Origin of the sequence: Maricurvus nonylphenolicus, assembly GCF_042854845.1 — a bacterium.
Classification (GTDB): Bacteria; Pseudomonadota; Gammaproteobacteria; order Pseudomonadales; family Cellvibrionaceae; genus Maricurvus; species Maricurvus nonylphenolicus.
Map to the genome: position 1 here is coordinate 1969587 of NZ_AP031498.1, position 16377 is coordinate 1985963.

Below are 16377 nucleotides of genomic sequence, written 5' to 3' on the forward strand. Positions count from 1 at the left end.
CTATGATTCAATTAAGCCAACAAGGCAATGTGCATGTATTAGCCATTGATGCGCCTGACGGAAATGCCTTCGATGAGAAACTGGTGGCGGCCTTGCATGAGGCCCTCGACAGTGTGGAAGCCTCCGCCGAAGGGCCGGGTGCTTTAGTGATTACCGGAACGGGTAAGGCGTTTTCGGTAGGTTTGAATGTACCGGTGTTGATGCAATATTCCCCCGAACAGATAGACGCTTTTGGTAAAGCGCATTTGGGACTATATGGTCGGCTGATCAAGTTTCCAATGCCAACCATTGCTGCCATTAATGGCCATGCCTTTGCCGCAGGAGTGTTTCTGGCTCTGGTTTGTGATTATCGGGTTATGCGTGATGACAAAGGCTGGTTCTGCATCAGTGAAGTGGATGTTGGTGTACCTATTGGTGCAGAAGTGATGGCTATTGCAGAAACAAAACTGTCAGCGTCTGTCTATCGCGATGCGGTACTCACGGGCAAACGCTACACAGGCCCAGAGAGCCTGGAAGCCAATATTGTCGATGCGGTTTGCAGTGAAGAGGCGCTGATACCAACAGCGGTGGAGATGATAAGTGGTCTGGCTGATAAGCAGCGTGGCATCTTCAAAACCCTGAAATCGACCATGTATGGTGGCACGGCCTCTGGTTTAGGTGTTAGTGATGAGTAAGGTTATCGACTATCAGGTGAAAGGGGGCATTGCCAGGGTTACCCTGAATCGACCTGACAAGATGAATGCACTGAATTTGGATTTATTTGAAGCCCTTATTGAAACCGGTGAAGCTATCAAAAAAGACGGCAGCGTGAGAGTCGTTGTTTTGAGTGGTGAGGGTAAGGCGTTTTGTGCTGGCCTGGATATGGAGTTGATGATGTCTGGTGGTGCAGCAGATTTGGTAGAGCGCGCCTACGGCATTTGTAACCTGTTTCAGCAGGCGGCCTGGATTTGGCGCGAAGTGCCTGTACCCGTTATCGCTGCGGTACAAGGCAGTTGTTTAGGCGGAGGGCTGCAGCTGATGTGTGGTGCCGATATACGTTATATCCATCCGCAAACCAAGCTCAGTATTATGGAAATGAAATGGGGCATAGTGCCGGATATGGCCGGTACGCAATTGTGGAGTGCTTATGTGCGTGAAGATATTATTCGCGAACTAACCTATACGGCACGGGTTTTTAGCGGTGTTGAAGCTGAGCGTTACGGTTTTGCCACGCGCTTATGTGACGATCCTTTGACTGAAGCGTTGGAAACTGCAGCACAGATTGCCAATAAAAATCCGGATGCTATTCGAGCGGCCAAACGTTTGATCAATAATCAGCGTCAGCCGGATGTGGAGGCGGGTATATTGGCTGAATCCGTTGAGCAGGATGCATTGATGGGTAAAACCAATCAGATTGAAGCGGTAACTGCTAATTTTGAAAAGCGTGCGCCGAAGTTTATCGATCCGCTGTAACTTAATTCGCTATAACCTTGCCAAAAATGCTAACGGTTTGAGGATCGAGTCGGGTGCGGATGCTACCGCCTTTTCCATTCGCCAAGCCACTTCGTTGCAGGGCCTGAAATTCATCCTGCTTTAGCCACTGTTGCCAGTAACAGGCTAGGACCGCATTGGCTGAACCGGTGGCGATATCTTCATCGATACCGTATTGCGGGGCAAAGTAGCGCAGTTCGTAGTCAAAGCCCGAAGGGGCCTGCAAGCTGGTGGCGATAATAGCCCGTTGGGTAGTCTCACAGATGGTTTGCAGTTGTGGTTGCAGCTCGGTTACAGATTCCTCAAATTCCACTACCCAGTAGCCTTGGGGATCACCGCTGCTCATGCAGTTAACCGGTGTTTTGTTTAACCACCGCTTGGCTGCCGCTGGTAGGGGTTCGTCGAACAGGGTGAAGCGTGGCAGGGAAAAGCCGTATTCACCATTGGCATCTTGTAATGTGAAAATTTGCGATGGGCCGTGGATCTTTATTGGTAGGGTGTAACTTGCATGGTGGTGCAAGCTGTAGGCTGCTGCAATGAGTGCTGAGCCGCACAGGTTAATTTCACGCCCGCCCTGATACCAGCGGCAAACCGGTTCATCTTGTAAAACGATAAAGCACAGGGTTTGCGGATTGCCGTGGCTGTCGGTGTCTGCCGATAATCGAATCAGGGTTTTCCATTCATGCTGCTCGGGCATATGGTTAAGCAGGATAACCTGCACATCATTGCCCGAGTAGCCATGGTCGGCAAAGACCTGAAGATCAAGTTTGTTTTCTATATTGTTGCTAACGCTGCGTGGCTGTATTACTGCCATTATCAGTCCATAGCTTGTAACAGGTGAACGCTAAACAGTTGTTGGCCACCCATCCAGTGACGGGTACTGCGCCAGCCGGAGTTGCTGGCCAACTGTTTAAATTCCTGCTGGGTATATTTGTGCGAATTTTCCGTGTGAATACTCTCGCCTTCGCGGAACTCGAACGCATTGCCAGCTACGGTTACCGTCTGTTCGGTTTGGCTGATCAAATGCATTTCGATACGGCCTTTTTCCGGGTTGTAGAAAGCGTAGTGTTCAAACTTATCCAGATCAAAGTCGGCACCGGTTTCACGGTTCAGGTGTGCCAACATATTCAGGTTGAATTTACGGGTAATACCGCGCTGATCGTTATAGGCCTTGTGCAACATCGCCGGTGGTTTTTTGGTATCCACACCAATCAGTAACAGGGAGCCGTTGCCAAGCGTTTCACGTGCCTGAGTTAAGAACGCTTGGGCGGCTTCAGTGGTAAAGTTGCCAATGGTGGAGCCGGGGAAGAAACCGATATTTTTTAAGCTGGCGTTTGTGTTCAGTTCAACCGGGCGGGTAAAGTCCGCTTCCACAGGATAGACCTCCACATGAGGGAACTCCTTTTGCAGGGTGTCGGCTTCGCGGCGCAGAAAATCGCCGGCAATATCAATCGGGGTAAAGCGGCTAATACTGTCGACGTGTTTAAGCAGAATGCGGATCTTGGCCAAGGAGCCTGCGCCAAACTCTACAATATTGCAGGGTTCGTTGAGCATATGTGATACATCCTGGGCAATGGACGGCAACATGGCAATCTCAGTGCGATAGGGGTAGTACTCATCAAGCTCGCAGATTTGATCAAAGAGTTCCGACCCCTCGGTATCGTAAAAGTATTTAGAGGGTAGGCTTTTCTGTTGTTGGCTTAAACCGTCGAGGACTTCAGACAGTACGGCATCTGCTGGCAAGGATTGATCGGCGTGTAGCGTATTTTGAGAATGCATGAAAAGGTCCTTTTATATGTCCTTGGCCAAGCGTAAGCCGGTAAACTGCCAGCGCTGATGGGGGTAGAAGAAATTGCGGTAACTGGGGCGCAGTTGTTCTATGGGGGTCACACAGCTGCCGCCACGCAGAACAAACTGGTTCGACATAAATTTGCCGTTGTATTCACCAATAGCACCTGCCGGGGCACGATAGCCGGGGTAGGGCGAATAGGCACTGCGGGTCCACTCCCACACATCACCGTAAAGCTGTTGCATGCCGGACAGTTGTGCCGCCTGTGGTAACCACTGTTCCTTTTCCTGAAAATTACCCTTAATGGGATGTCGGGTCGCGACCATTTCCCATTCCTGTTCGGTGGGCAGACGGGCATCGGCCCAGGTGGCATAGGCATCGGCTTCGTAGTAGCTGATGTGGCAGACCGGTGCATTCAGAACGATGGCATGGCGGCCATAGTGAGAAAACTGTAACCACTGTCCACCTTCTTTTCCCCCATCTTCCTGCTCCCAGTAGAGTGGCGCTTGCCACTGCTGTTGCTGGCACTGATCCCAACCATCGGATAGCCACAGCGTTGAGGTGTGATAGCCGCCATCTTTGATAAACTCGAGCCATTCACCGTTTGTGATAGGGCGATTAGCTATCGCGAAGGCGGGCAAATAGCTTTGGTGACGCGGGTATTCGCAATCAAAACTAAAGCCTTTACCTGTCGCACCTATCGTGTAAAGGCCTTCATCAAAGCTTTCAAAAGACAGGGGGATAGCCTGGCTAGTCGCAGTCTCTATTACGGGGCGCATGGGCGGATAGAGCTTATTAAATGACAGGGCATGCAGGATATCGGTCAGCATCAGTTCCTGGTGCTGCATCTCGTGGTGCAGACCAACTTCCAGGGTGCCCGTGATGACTTTCGCCTGATCAGGGTCAAACTCATTGAGTTTATCCAGCAGGTTACAAACGGCTTCGTCGATCGTTTGGCGATATTCTTGAACCTGTGACAAGGTGGGACGAGTTAATAAACCCCGCAGCGGACGCGCGTGTCGCTCACCGACATTGTTGTAGTAGGAGTTAAACAGGTAGTTAAATGTTGGATGAAATACGCGGTAATTGGGCGCATAGGGGAGCAATACAAATTGCTCGAAAAACCAGGTGGTGTGGGCCAGGTGCCATTTGGTGGGACTGGCATCGGGCATGGATTGTACGACCATGTCCTCGGCATCCAGACCCTGAGTTAAGCGCAGGCTTTGTTGCCGGCGTTCAATATAACGATCTTTAAAACAAGTGCTCTTATCCGCTGCCTTGCTTTCTATCATGCTGTTTTCCATTCCCCTGATGAAGCTCCTGTTTTTGTTTTTCTGTCACAGTTCGCGACGAGTCTAGAGCTTGCCCGTATCCCTGAATAGCCTCAATATATGCAAAGGAGCTTTGCAATTATGTGACACTTGGATACCAGTGTAGTCAAAAAATCAGGAGAGAGATGTGGATTGGTCGGACCTTCAGTACTTTATCGCGCTTGCCGAAGAGGGATCGGTACGTACGGCAGCACAAAAGTTGAAGGTGAGCCATTCAACCATTTCACGGCGTATATCCGCATTGGAAAGTGATTTGGGCGTGCGATTGTTTGATCGTTTACCCAGTGGTTACCAGCTGACGGAAGAAGGGCAGAGTATTCTGGCCGATGTCGCCGATATCAAAAGCCGCGTAAATAACCTGGAGTTGCGCATTTCCGGGCAGGATGACAGATTGTGCGGGCCTTTACGGGTAACCATGCCGGATATTGTCGCTTGCCAGGCGTTGATGCCCTATATCGTGAGCTTTACCCAGGATTATCCGGATATTGAGTTGGACATTATCGCCACCTCGGAGCGTTTGAGTCTGGATCAGCGTGAGGCAGACATTGCAATTCGCATCACCGATAAACCGCCGGAAAATATGGTGGGGCGTCGTGTGGGTGTATTTCGCCGCGCAAACTATGTCTCAAAAGACTACTTGAACAAAATCCCGCTGGATAAACTGGGCGAACAGGCCTGTTGGATAGGCTGGGATGACGATATTGCTTTTCCCGACTGGGTAAAGACCAGTGCTTACCCGGACATTCCTGCCCTGCACAACTTTCCCGATGCTCTGCTGCAAGTCTCTGCGGTAAAGGAAGGCTTGGGGATAGCCATGATGCCCTGTTTTATTGCCGATCAGGAGCCTAACCTGGTTCGTGTGCCTGATGATCGCAGTGAAGATGCCTATGAATTGTGGCTGTTTACTCATCAGGACTTGCGTCATTCCTCCAAAGTGAAAGCCTTTATGGCTGCGATGGTAGAAGCGTTTCAACAGTTGGAGCCCTTGTTACAAGGGCAAACCTACCAGCATCCTGAAGCCTGATAAGGGTGGGGTGGATGTACATAATCTAAGGGTCAAATTACCCCGCGGTTGACAGGATTCAGCCGTAGTGAGACTATTTCCTTAGAATTGTAACGATCGATACAAAACTAAGCAGTCAGGTATTTACTGGGAGATAACCTCCATGGCTAGACCCAAAAATTATGATCAGGATCAGGTGCTGACCCAGGCCATGCTCACCTTTTGGTTTAAGGGTTATGAAGCAACGGGTATGCGCGATCTGGAAGCTGCCACTGGGCTGAAATCCAGCAGTCTGTACAACAGCTTCGGCAGTAAGGAAGCGATTTTTGTCCAGGTGCTGGAGTTTTATATCTGCCGAGTGATTGAATCGCGGATGGATACCTATTTGGCTCAAGAGGATCCAATCGCGGCAATTGAGGACTTCTTCACTTCCTGTTTTACCGATCTGCCCAAGGATGTGCAGGGCATTTCCTGTTTAATGGCGAATACCCTCGCTGAATTGGCAGATAAAAATGAGGCTGTGCGTAACGTCATAAAAATCGGACAACGCAAAATTACGCGTCGCTTTACTGACGTTATCGATAGGGCCAAAACCCAAGGACGAATTGCAGACGATGTGGATACCACCATTTTAGCGGATCAATTGTTGATATCCCTTAACGGTTTATTAGTGACCTCAAAATTGGTGAAGAACAAAAAACAGATGGTTAGCGCCTGTAAACAATCCCTGGGATTTTTACTGCGAGCGAGCTAGATAAGTAAAAGATTAGAAATAGATGTGAGAGAGATAACTATGAGTGAATCAATACCGGGAAATATTCGCCAGGAACAAAAAGCAATAGCGGATGCCCGCGAGCTGAAACCGGGACAGGAAAACTTCTACCGTATTTGGCAGGACTATACCTCACCGTACTCATACAAGGTGATGACCTATATGAACTACAAGGGTATCCCTTACAAACGTATGCAAGCCAATATGGATATTTATATGGGGGAGATTGTTGAGCTGGTCGGCCAAACGATTATCCCTGTGATCCTGACGCCGGATGATCAAGTGATGCAGGATTCAACCCCGATGCTGGAATGGTTTGAATCTGAATTTACCGACAAACCTGCGATCCCTGAAGATGAGCGTCTGGCTTTTATGATGTGGTTGCTGGAAGAATTTGCCGATGAATATCTGCCACGCCTGCATATGCACACCCGCTGGGGCAATGAACAAAACCGCAATACCATGAGCCACCGTATTGCCCGCGGTATGAGTTACGGCAAGGCCGATGTGCAGGCAAAAGACCTGGCGCCGTTTTTGTTGGAGCGTCAGTCCGGTTTTGATCAGCACCTGGGGTTGGCCGGCGATGAGGTACGCAGCAATATCGATAAACAAATTCTCGATCTGCTGGCCATTTTGGAAGAGCACTTTACCCACTATCAATACCTGCTGGGCTTTAAACCGTCTCTGGCTGACTTTGCGATGTATGGACCTCTGCGTGCGCATCTGTACAACGATCCACAGTCCAACGAAATTATGGAAGTCAATGCACCGCGCACCTGTCGCTGGATGGATACTATCAGTGAGCTGGGGGATACCCGGGGTTGTGTTGGGCAAACCGAATTTGGTGACTGGATTGATCTGGATGCAGGTGTACCGGATTCATTAGCCCGCTTACTGGCGTTCGCTGGCAAGACGTATATTCCCTTTGGCAAGGCCTGTGCTATGGCAGGTAAACAAAAAGAGAAGAGCTTCAGCGTTGAAATTGATGGCGTGAGTGCCGGTTTTTCGACTCACCAGTACCGCGTCTGGTCCTTTGAGCAATTACAGCTGCGCTACCAGGATTTGAGTGATAGTGCTAAAGTCGAGCTGGAAGGCGTGCTTGTTACTGCTGGCGTTCTGCCAGAGCTGATGGCTGATGAGATCTACCATAATGGACTGTTTGATGGCTTTACTCCGCCCTTTATTAAGGACGGGGTCTGTGATGCCCGCATCAAACATATCAAGGAAAAAGCGCTGAAGCAGCAGGTTGAGAACGCTTAAGGTTTACCTTTACCCATCCTCCCTTGGCTAATCCTGCTGGAAACGTAAGAAATTACGCGATCGTGCAGGATTAGTCCCTTTTGTAGGCCATCAATATGTTATCCTCCGTCCCCGTTTTTACTCAGGACGTAATGAGATAACCCACGATGACTATAGATGCCCCGCATATTGAGCACCTAAACCGTATTTTGCCCGAAGAACCCCTGTTGATGATGGGAGCCGGTCCGGTTCCTATTCCTGCACCGGTGGCGGCGGCAAACGGTATTGTCATCAATCACCTGGGTGACACCATGGGCCGGATCATCGATCAGGTCAAACGCATGGGGCGTTATATTTTCCAGACCGAATCCGAATGGATTGTCGGTGTTGCAGGCCCCGGTTCGGCGGCCATGGAAATGGCGGTAGCCAACCTGGTATGGCCAGGCACCAAGGTGGTGAGCATTTGTAATGGCTTTTTCTCGACGCGCTTGTCGGAAATGGCCATCCGCAACGGTGCTGATGTTGAGATTATGCAGGTGGCAGACGGCGAAGCCGCCGATCCTGCCCAGGTAGAGGCCGCACTAAAACAGCATCGCCCGCAGGTATTGACCCTGGTGCAGGGGGAAACCTCCAATACGACCTGTAACCAGTCGCTGGCCGAGATCGCAGCCATTGCCAAACGCTATGACTGCCTGGTGGTGGTCGATGCGGTGTGTACCCTGAGTACCATGCCGTTATTAATGGATGAATGGGGCATTGATGCCGTGATTACCGGTGGTCAGAAGGGCTTGAGCTCTATTCCCGGCGTTTCCCTGGTGGCCTTCTCTGATCAGGCCTGGGAGCGGGTTACCAATCGCCCGGAGCCCATGCGCCACTGGACCCTGGATGCCACCCTGGCAACCAATTTCTGGCACAAGAACTCCTACCACTACACCGCACCGGTATCCGGCTTGCTGGCCCTGCATGAGGCCATGCGTTTGGTGTGTGAGGAAACCCTGCCCAAGCGTTTTGAGCGTCATCGTGCGTCCTCTATTGCCTTGCAGGCGGGTATCGAGGGATTAGGTCTGGAGCTATACGTTAAGCCGGAAGCACGCTTGAATTCGGTAGTGGGTATTCAGTTGCCTTCCGGGCTGGAGGCCACAGACGTTTGCGCCCATATCTCCAAGCACTACCGGGTTGAGATTGCCGGCTCCTTTGGCCCGCCGATTGTGCGTATTGGTCAGATGGGGGAGCAGTGCCGTGCCCATAACCTGTTCCGTACCTTGCACGCCTTTGGTTCCACCTTTAAGGCGCTGGGGGTGGCGGTTGATGTACCTGCCGGTATGGCGGAATTGGAGAACCAGCTGCAGAATAGCTAAGTCTGCAGTGCAATAAAAAAGCAGCCATTGGCTGCTTTTTTTGTGTCTATAACCTGAGCGTTAGAACGGCAGCTCATCGTCATAGGCGCCGCTGGCTTCCGGCGTATTGCCGTAGTCAGGTGCAGGCTCATTACCAAAGTCCGGCATACCAGGCGCTGCTTGCGGTTGGGCTTGTGCTGCCGGCTGGACACGCCAGGCTTGCAGGCTGTTAAAGCACTTCTCGCCGTTACCGTTGCCGGCCCACAGGCGACCCTGCAGGTTAAAGTGCACGATAATCTCGTCACCCAGGTTGTAGTTATCCATCAGGGCGCAGTTGTCTTTCACCAGCTCCAGATTGATGTAGTTGGGGTAGTTGCTGTTCTCACCGGGGCCAGTCAGCTTGATCACGAATTCACGCTTGGTAAAGCCGTTGTTGCCGTATTCGTTGGTGTGGCCAATGGAGTGGATTTCGCCCTGGATTTGAAAGCTTTGCGACATGCTGAATGTAGTCCTGTTTATTAGTCTGGCAAGGGGATGTTAAGAAGAGGGCTAGTTTAGCAGTTTGCTGATGGTGTTCGTAGGGGCTAACGCGATAGAATAGGGCACAGCTAATCTGATGTTGATTGACCCTTCTATGACCGAAATACAGCGCAATAACCCCCTGCATGGCGTAAAGCTTGAGGCTTTGTTAACCGAATTGGTAGAGCACTACGGCTGGGATGTACTGGCAGACGCCATCAACATCAACTGCTTTAAAAGTAACCCCAGCATCAAATCCAGTCTTAAATTCCTGCGCCGTACCGATTGGGCGCGGGAGAAGGTCGAAAGCTTCTATTTATACAAGTACAAGAGCCTGCCGCGGCCCAACGATGAGCAATATGAGCTACCGCCCCGTGACCGCATTGTGCCCATGGATCAACAACCCGGCGAGCCCGCTAAAATCAAGCCTAAAGCCAAATCTGCGGCAAAAAAATCCAGTGTTGATGTATACGCCAAGTGGCGTAAGGATTAACGCAGACCTATCCCCCCATCGACAATGGCCTGAACCCCAAATCTGAACCATACTGAGGATTATTGTGCCTGCTTTAAGGTGTTCAGGCTGGTTGAACGATCTGCGGGGATTGGCATGTTTAGGAATCTTATCAAGGGTTATCCCTGGGCCAGGGTCTGTTTTGGCTTTAGCCTCTTTTTCTCTCTGTTGTTGGTTGCTGGCACTGCTCAGGCCGTTGAATCCAAGAAGATTCGACTGTTAACCACATCGTCTACCTCCAATTCCGGCTTAATGGCTATCCTCAAACCGGCCTTTGAGGCTAAAACAGGCTACCGCTTAGAGGTCGAGGCCTTTGGTACGGGGTGGGCGTTACGTATGGCGGCGGTGGGCAAGGCTGACGTTATCATTACCCATGCACCTGCGGCAGAGAAGGGCTTTATGGCCGCCGGCTTTGGCCATGAGCGTCACTATGTGATGCGCAACGCCTTTGTCATTGTTGGCCCAGCCAGTGACCCCGCGGGTATTAGAGACAGTGGTGATGCCAAGTCGGCCTTACGCCGTATTGCCGAAACTAAGTCGGCGTTTATTTCCCGTGGTGATGATAGTGGTACCCATAAGAAGGAACTTGATCTGTGGGAGTCCGCAGGCCTGGAGCCCTTTGGCGGCTGGTACGTCGAGTATGGTCATAACATGGGTAAGACCCTGCGTCATGCCAATGAGCAACAAGCCTACACGCTGGTGGATAACGGCACCTGGCTGGCCAAGCGCGATAACCTGAAGTTGCAACAGCTGTATCAGGGAGAAGACTCTCTCAACAATCCCTACCATGTGATTTCGATCAGCCCCAAATTGCATCCCGACAATAATCACAAAGGGGCCAGTGCATTTGTTAAATGGCTGTTATCTGACGAAGCTCAACGTTTGATTGGTGACTATAAAGTCGATAACGAAGTGCTGTTTATGCCTGCGCGCTAATGGTCTGGGGTGCTATACCCGATGATTAACGCCTCTACCAAAGTCCGTAAGCGAAATATCAGCATCAGGTTGTTGTTGATCATCCTGGTGTTGTCGATCGTTTCCGTCTTTAGTGCGTTGTTTCTTGTTTCCAGTCAGTTGTTCACCGACATCATTGAAGTGCGAGAGGTTCAGGCGCAGGAGTATTTAACCAGTCTGCGGTCTGTGCAGCGGGTTAAACACCTACATCAGCAGTATGAAAAGGAATGGAAAAATATATTACTGCGAGGCCAGAACTCCGAAACCTATCACTACCATCTGAGTCAGTTTTACAGCCTGGAGCGACAACTTCTACAGGGTATCGAGTCGGGGAAAGAAGACCTTGGCCGTTACGAATACCAACAGCCATTCAGCGCCTTGGTGTTATTTGAGGAGGAGTTGTCAAAGCAGGCTCGTATTTACCGCAAGGCCTTACGAGCCTACAACCGTAGTCTGGATACCCCGCATCTGGCTGCCGAATCAATTTCCAATCAGGAGGCCTACAACTCTGCAGGATTGATTTCCCAAGTCCTGGTTGCGCTGAAAGCAGCGATGGACGCCGAACATCAAAAACTTACCGATGAGATTAACTCGCTGCGCAAAATTATGATGTTCACCATGATAATTACAGCATTGGTGATGTTGCTGTTAGCCTCGATGGGCTTATCCCGCTTAATTCTCAAACCTATCGATATGAGCATTAAGCTGGCACATCGTATTGCCAAGGGTAATTTGGAGGAGCATATCAATGTCAGTTATGCCCCGAGGGAAGTCAGCCTGCTAATTCAGTCGCTGGAATTGATGCAGGCCGATATTAAAAAGTCACAGGAAAAGTTACTCGCAGCTCGGGAAGAGGCGGAAAAATCCAGTCAGGCGAAAAGTATTTTCCTGGCCAATATGAGTCACGAAATACGCACTCCATTAAATGGTGTCATTGGCCTGGCGGAATTATTAAAAGGTGCAGATCTGGATAAGGAACATCGCAGTTATCTGGAAGCTTTGCAATTGTCCGGTAAAACTCTGTTGGGGGTGATAAACGATATTCTCGATTATTCGAAAATTATCAGCGGTAATATGGTGTTTGACCTGCAGCCCACCAATTTGCATTCGGTGCTGGATGGTCTTGGGCTTATTTACCGCAATGTGGCCGCACAGCAGGACAAGGATATCGATTTTCAGATTCATGTTGATGAAAATGTACCGCGATTTGTGATGGGCGATGCCATCCGTATTCAGCAGGTGATGGGTAACTTGCTAAGTAACGCCTTCAAGTTTACCGAACAGGGCTTTATCAAAGTAGGAATTACCTGTATTGACCAGAATGGTGAATCGGCAACGATGGAATTTTCTGTGGCAGACAGTGGTATTGGTATTAGCGAGGAGGCGCAGGCGAGAATCTTTAATCAGTTTGAGCAGGCAGACAGCTCTACGTCTCGTCAATTTGGCGGTACCGGTTTGGGGTTGGCCATCTGTGAAAAACTGGTAAAAATTGGCGGTGGCCGGATGTGGTTGGAGAGTGAGTTGGGCAAAGGGACGGTGTTCTCTTTTGTGCTAACGTTCAAGCTGTCTGCTGAAGTTGATGTAAAGCCGCAAACTCAGGAGCGAGAGCTCCCCAGTTTTAGTAATCTGCATGTGCTGATTGCGGAGGATAATCCCGTCAATCAAATGGTAATCACTGGTCTGATGAAAAAGATCCAGGTGCAGCACACCATGGTGGCAAATGGCCGTGAGGCATTGGAGATGCGCAGTGCATCCTCAGCGCAGTTTGACTGCATTTTGATGGACTGTGAAATGCCGGAAATGGACGGTTATCAAGCCACACAAGCCATTCGCCAGTGGGAACAGGAGCAGGGCATTTCGCCCATCCCGATCTGTGCGCTCACAGCCCACTCACTGCCCGAGCAAGCTCGTCACTGTATTGAGGTGGGTATGGATGCCCATTTAGGAAAACCTATCGTTTTTAAAGATCTGGTTGCCTACTTCAATGAGCTGATTTAACTCCCCCTGTTGTTCCTTTCAGCCTAATAACGATTCTGAATAGATCTTGAGATCGATCGTTCGTTCATTTATAGTGGTTGGATACTGAAATGGTCGATAAGTGATCGATTGATAAACAAACGAGGTATTCAGGCGTGGGGATAAACAAACCCGGAGTTATCAATCCTGCAGAACTGGGCAGTGGCCCGCAGGTGCAATTTACTGAATTTTTAAAGCAGGGGCGTTTTATGTTGCAACGCTCCCAGGCAACGGGCGAGTACACCTTTTATCCCCGTGTGATGATTCCCGCCAGTGGTGAGATTGATCTTGAGTGGGTCGAAGCTTCAGGTCGCGGTGAAGTTTATTCCTGTACCCGTATTCCTCGTAAGCCAGAGCGCGGTGGTGATTACTGTGTGGCGATTGTAGAGCTGGAAGAAGGCCCGCGCATGATGACCAACATCGAAGGCGTTGCCGCAGATACCGTCAGCATTGGTATGTCTGTTAAGGCCGACATTGTGGAGCGCGAAGGCATGGCTCCACGTTTAATTTTCCTGCCCGTATAAACAGTACACACAACAGTTTTTACACGAGGTCAGAATTTTCAAGAGGTATTGTATGGCTCATCCATTACGAGGAAAGGTCGCCGTGTCGGGCATAGGTTCGGCAGGTATAGGTGAGGCTCCCGGTTGGAGCCCGCTGGAATTATTGGGCGCGGCATCTGTTAACGCCCTGGCTGATGCCGGTTTGTCTCTCAAGGATGTGGACGGTTTATTTGCCACTACCGGTTCGCATTATTTTGCCACCATGTCGGCTGCTGAGTACCTGGGCATTCGTCCAAAGTTTACCAACTGTGATATGAACGGCGGCTCGACCTTTATGTCACAGGTCTTGCAGGCCGCTATGGCCATTGATGCAGGGTTGTGTGAAGTTGCACTAATTTGTTATGGCAGTAATGCGCGCACTAATGGTGGTGATCACGCCGGCCTGATTGAAACACCGGAATGGGAGCAACAATACAAACCGCGTATTCCCATCAGTGGTTATGCCATGGCCGCAGCACGTCATATGCACGAATACGGTACGACCCGAGAGCAGTTAGCCGAAGTTGTCGTTGCAGCACGTAAATGGGGGGCCATGAATCCGGAAGCGTTTGTGCAAAAACCGATTTCGATCGAAGAAGCGATGCAGGCGAAAATAATTTCTGAACCCTTGTCGGCTCTGGATTGCTGTTTGGTAACCGACGGTGGTGCGGCTATGGTACTGGTGTCCGCTGAACGTGCGAAGGATCTGCAGCAGAAACCGGTCTACATGCTGGGCACCGCAGGTGCGATGTGGCACCGCCAAATAGATCAAATGCCCAACCTCACCGTTACCGCTGCCTCTGAAAGTGGACCGCGAGCGTTTGAAATGGCCGGCCTGACACCGAACGATGTCGATGTTATTCAGCTCTATGATGCCTTCACCATCAATGTGATTTTATTTTTGGAAGACCTGGGTTTTTGTCCAAAAGGTGAGGGTGGGCGTTTTGTTTCCAACGGCAATTTGGCGCCTGGAGGTGACCGCCCGGTAAATACCAATGGTGGTGGTTTGTCCTGTGTTCACCCTGGGATGTATGGCTTGTTCTGTATGTTGGAAGCGGTAAAACAACTGCGTGGCCAGGCGGGTGATCGCCAGCTGGACACTCCCGAGGTTGCGTTGGCCCACGGTAATGGCGGCACTTTATCCAGCCAGGTAACCACAATTTTTGGTACCGAAGCAGTTTTGTAAATTAATAATAAGTTTAACAAGAGGTCAGGGCATGAACGGCTTGATGATGGATTTTCCTTTAACCATAACCGGGATTATGCAGCACGCAAATCGGGTGCATGGCAGTAAGGAGGTGGTTTCAGCATTACGAGAGGGCGATGGTTATAAAGTCCATCGCTGCACTTATGGCGATCTTTTTAAGCGCGCCGGGCAATTGGCCAATGCCTTACAGTCTCTCGGTGTTAAGCAGGGCGATGTGTTGGGAACCCTGGCGTGGAATGATTATCGCCATATGGAAATCTATTATGCTGTATGTTGTTCGGGTGCTGTCGTGCATACAGTAAACCCGCGTCTGTTTGAAGAGCAGCTGGAATACATTGTTAATCACGGTGAGGATCAATGGCTGTTTATTGATCTTGATTTCCTGCCATTAATCGAAAAGATGCAGGATCGATTCCCTAAAATTAAAGGCTATATTCTACTGTGCGATGCGGGCACCATGCCGGACACGTCGCTGAAAAATGTTTACGCCTACGAAACCCTGATGGCGGATCAGCCACAAAGCTTTGCCTGGCCTGAGCTGGATGAAAAAACGGCCAGCGGTATTTGTTATACCTCCGGTACTACCGGTAATCCTAAAGGCGTTGTCTATAGTCATCGCTCGACGGTTTTAATTTCCATGACCGGCGCAACAGCGCCTTCAATTGGTTTAACCGAAGCTGATGTTGTATTGCCTGTTGTACCTATGTTCCATGTTAACGCCTGGAACTTGCCATACACCTGCCCAATGGTGGGTGCCAAGCTGGTATTGCCTGGCCCGTTTATGGGCAGTGGCCAGGTATTGGCAGAACTGATGGATCAGGAAAAAGTCACCGCCAGTGCGGGTGTGCCAACTGTGTGGTTGGGGCTGTTGGAATATTTGCGCGCAAGCGATACGAAACTGGCCACCGTTAACACCTTGATGGTCGGTGGTGCTGCAACACCTAAGTCATTGATGGAAGCTTTCGAGAAAGAGCAGGGCATCTTTATGATGCAGGGCTGGGGTATGACAGAAACCAGTCCATTGGGCACTATGAATGGCAAAAGCCCTGAAATGGATAGCCTGAGCGGCGATGAACAATATCAATTGCGTTTGCGTGTTGGTCGTCCAACCTTTGGTGTGGAAGTACGCATTGTTGATACTGAAGGTGAAGAGTTACCTTGGGATGGTGAAGCCGCAGGTGCGCTTCAAGTCCGAGGCCCCTGGATCTGTTCAGAGTATCTGGGTATTGGAAAAACCGATGCCCATACCGCTGATGGCTGGTTCGATACCGGTGATATTGCCACCGTTCAACCGAGCGGCAATGTAGCCATTACCGATAGGGTGAAGGATGTTATTAAGTCCGGCGGTGAGTGGATCAGCTCTAATGATTTGGAAAATGCCGCGGTGTCACATCCTGAGGTAGCTGAGGCTGGCGCTATCGGTGTTTATCACCCGAAATGGTCCGAGCGCCCGTTGTTATGTGTTGTACCTGCACCGGGTAAGTCTCCTTCCAAGGAATCTGTGTTGGCAACGGTAGCAGAGCAGGTAGCCAAGTGGTGGGTGCCGGAGGATGTGGTCTTTGTTGAGTCATTACCGCATACCGCCACGGGTAAGATCAGTAAGAAGGATTTGCGCGAGCAGTTTAAGGATTATCAGTTTCCTGCTTAAGAATCCCTAAAGGTTAAACCTCACCGCCTTAGTTATAAC

Annotated in this window: 15 protein-coding genes and 1 pseudogene; 12 read left to right on the forward strand and 4 right to left on the reverse strand. The window is 50.3% G+C overall.

Translation table 11 applies throughout. The features are described from left to right. Positions 1–2 precede the first annotated feature (2 nt). Together ACGHZ6_RS08480 and ACGHZ6_RS08485 are read left to right on the forward strand one after the other, a co-directional pair. Positions 3–674, forward strand: coding sequence for an enoyl-CoA hydratase/isomerase family protein (locus ACGHZ6_RS08480; RefSeq protein WP_390618402.1), 672 nt, complete (start codon positions 3–5; stop codon positions 672–674). Then, on the forward strand, positions 667–1452 hold the full coding sequence (locus ACGHZ6_RS08485; RefSeq protein WP_390618403.1) for a crotonase/enoyl-CoA hydratase family protein: 786 nt from the start codon (positions 667–669) through the stop codon (positions 1450–1452). Before ACGHZ6_RS08480 ends, ACGHZ6_RS08485 begins: the two co-directional genes overlap by 8 nt. Position 1453: 1 nt before the next feature. On the opposite strand, the gene ACGHZ6_RS08490 is transcribed toward ACGHZ6_RS08485, so the two are convergent. From ACGHZ6_RS08490 to egtB, 3 genes are read right to left on the reverse strand one after another with little or no spacing between them, the layout of a single operon-like run. Continuing rightward, positions 1454–2284 carry a PhzF family phenazine biosynthesis protein gene (locus ACGHZ6_RS08490; protein WP_390618404.1) on the reverse strand — a complete coding sequence of 277 codons (831 nt, stop codon included), beginning with the start codon at positions 2282–2284 and terminating at the stop codon, positions 1454–1456. A gap of 2 nt (positions 2285–2286) precedes the next feature. Next, the gene (gene egtD / locus ACGHZ6_RS08495; protein ID WP_390618405.1) at positions 2287–3249 is read right to left on the reverse strand and encodes an L-histidine N(alpha)-methyltransferase; all 963 of its coding nucleotides are present in this window, start codon (positions 3247–3249) and stop codon (positions 2287–2289) included. A gap of 12 nt (positions 3250–3261) precedes the next feature. After that, complete coding sequence (egtB, locus tag ACGHZ6_RS08500) at positions 3262–4551, reverse strand: ergothioneine biosynthesis protein EgtB (RefSeq protein ID WP_390618406.1); 1290 nt, start codon at positions 4549–4551, stop codon at positions 3262–3264. Positions 4552–4717: 166 nt separating this feature from the next. Here egtB and ACGHZ6_RS08505 point away from each other — a divergent pair, with 166 nt between their 5' ends. From ACGHZ6_RS08505 to ACGHZ6_RS08520, 4 genes are all read left to right on the forward strand, one after another. Next, on the forward strand, positions 4718–5614 hold the full coding sequence (locus ACGHZ6_RS08505) for a LysR family transcriptional regulator (RefSeq protein WP_390618407.1): 897 nt from the start codon (positions 4718–4720) through the stop codon (positions 5612–5614). Positions 5615–5756: 142 nt separating this feature from the next. Beyond that, a complete protein-coding gene (locus ACGHZ6_RS08510; RefSeq protein ID WP_390618408.1) occupies positions 5757–6347 on the forward strand; it encodes a TetR/AcrR family transcriptional regulator in 591 nt (196 codons plus the stop codon). A 39-nt stretch (positions 6348–6386) separates the two neighbouring features. Beyond that, positions 6387–7625 (forward strand): glutathione S-transferase family protein, encoded by a 1239-nt coding sequence (locus tag ACGHZ6_RS08515; protein ID WP_390618409.1) that lies wholly within the window; start codon positions 6387–6389, stop codon positions 7623–7625. Positions 7626–7771: 146 nt separating this feature from the next. After that, complete coding sequence (locus tag ACGHZ6_RS08520; protein ID WP_390618410.1) at positions 7772–8962, forward strand: pyridoxal-phosphate-dependent aminotransferase family protein; 1191 nt, start codon at positions 7772–7774, stop codon at positions 8960–8962. A gap of 60 nt (positions 8963–9022) precedes the next feature. Here the strand turns inward: ACGHZ6_RS08520 and ACGHZ6_RS08525 are convergent, their stop codons facing one another. Further along, the gene (locus ACGHZ6_RS08525; RefSeq protein ID WP_390618411.1) at positions 9023–9439 is read right to left on the reverse strand and encodes a DUF3127 domain-containing protein; all 417 of its coding nucleotides are present in this window, start codon (positions 9437–9439) and stop codon (positions 9023–9025) included. A 136-nt stretch (positions 9440–9575) separates the two neighbouring features. Here ACGHZ6_RS08525 and ACGHZ6_RS08530 point away from each other — a divergent pair. The 6 genes and pseudogenes from ACGHZ6_RS08530 to ACGHZ6_RS08555 form a co-directional block, all read left to right on the forward strand. Continuing rightward, positions 9576–9779: pseudogene (locus tag ACGHZ6_RS08530) on the forward strand (VF530 family DNA-binding protein); the annotation flags it as partial. A 288-nt stretch (positions 9780–10067) separates the two neighbouring features. Further along, complete coding sequence (locus tag ACGHZ6_RS08535) at positions 10068–10907, forward strand: substrate-binding domain-containing protein (RefSeq protein ID WP_390618412.1); 840 nt, start codon at positions 10068–10070, stop codon at positions 10905–10907. Between the two features lie 21 nt (positions 10908–10928). Continuing rightward, on the forward strand, positions 10929–12923 hold the full coding sequence (locus ACGHZ6_RS08540; RefSeq protein ID WP_390618413.1) for an ATP-binding protein: 1995 nt from the start codon (positions 10929–10931) through the stop codon (positions 12921–12923). A 134-nt stretch (positions 12924–13057) separates the two neighbouring features. After that, positions 13058–13465: a Zn-ribbon domain-containing OB-fold protein gene (locus ACGHZ6_RS08545; RefSeq protein ID WP_390618414.1), complete on the forward strand. Its 408-nt coding sequence runs from the start codon at positions 13058–13060 to the stop codon at positions 13463–13465. Between the two features lie 52 nt (positions 13466–13517). Further along, positions 13518–14669 (forward strand): thiolase, encoded by a 1152-nt coding sequence (locus ACGHZ6_RS08550; RefSeq protein ID WP_390618415.1) that lies wholly within the window; start codon positions 13518–13520, stop codon positions 14667–14669. Positions 14670–14700: 31 nt separating this feature from the next. Continuing rightward, a complete protein-coding gene (locus tag ACGHZ6_RS08555; protein WP_390618416.1) occupies positions 14701–16338 on the forward strand; it encodes a long-chain fatty acid--CoA ligase in 1638 nt (545 codons plus the stop codon). The last annotated feature ends 39 nt before the right edge of the window (positions 16339–16377 follow it).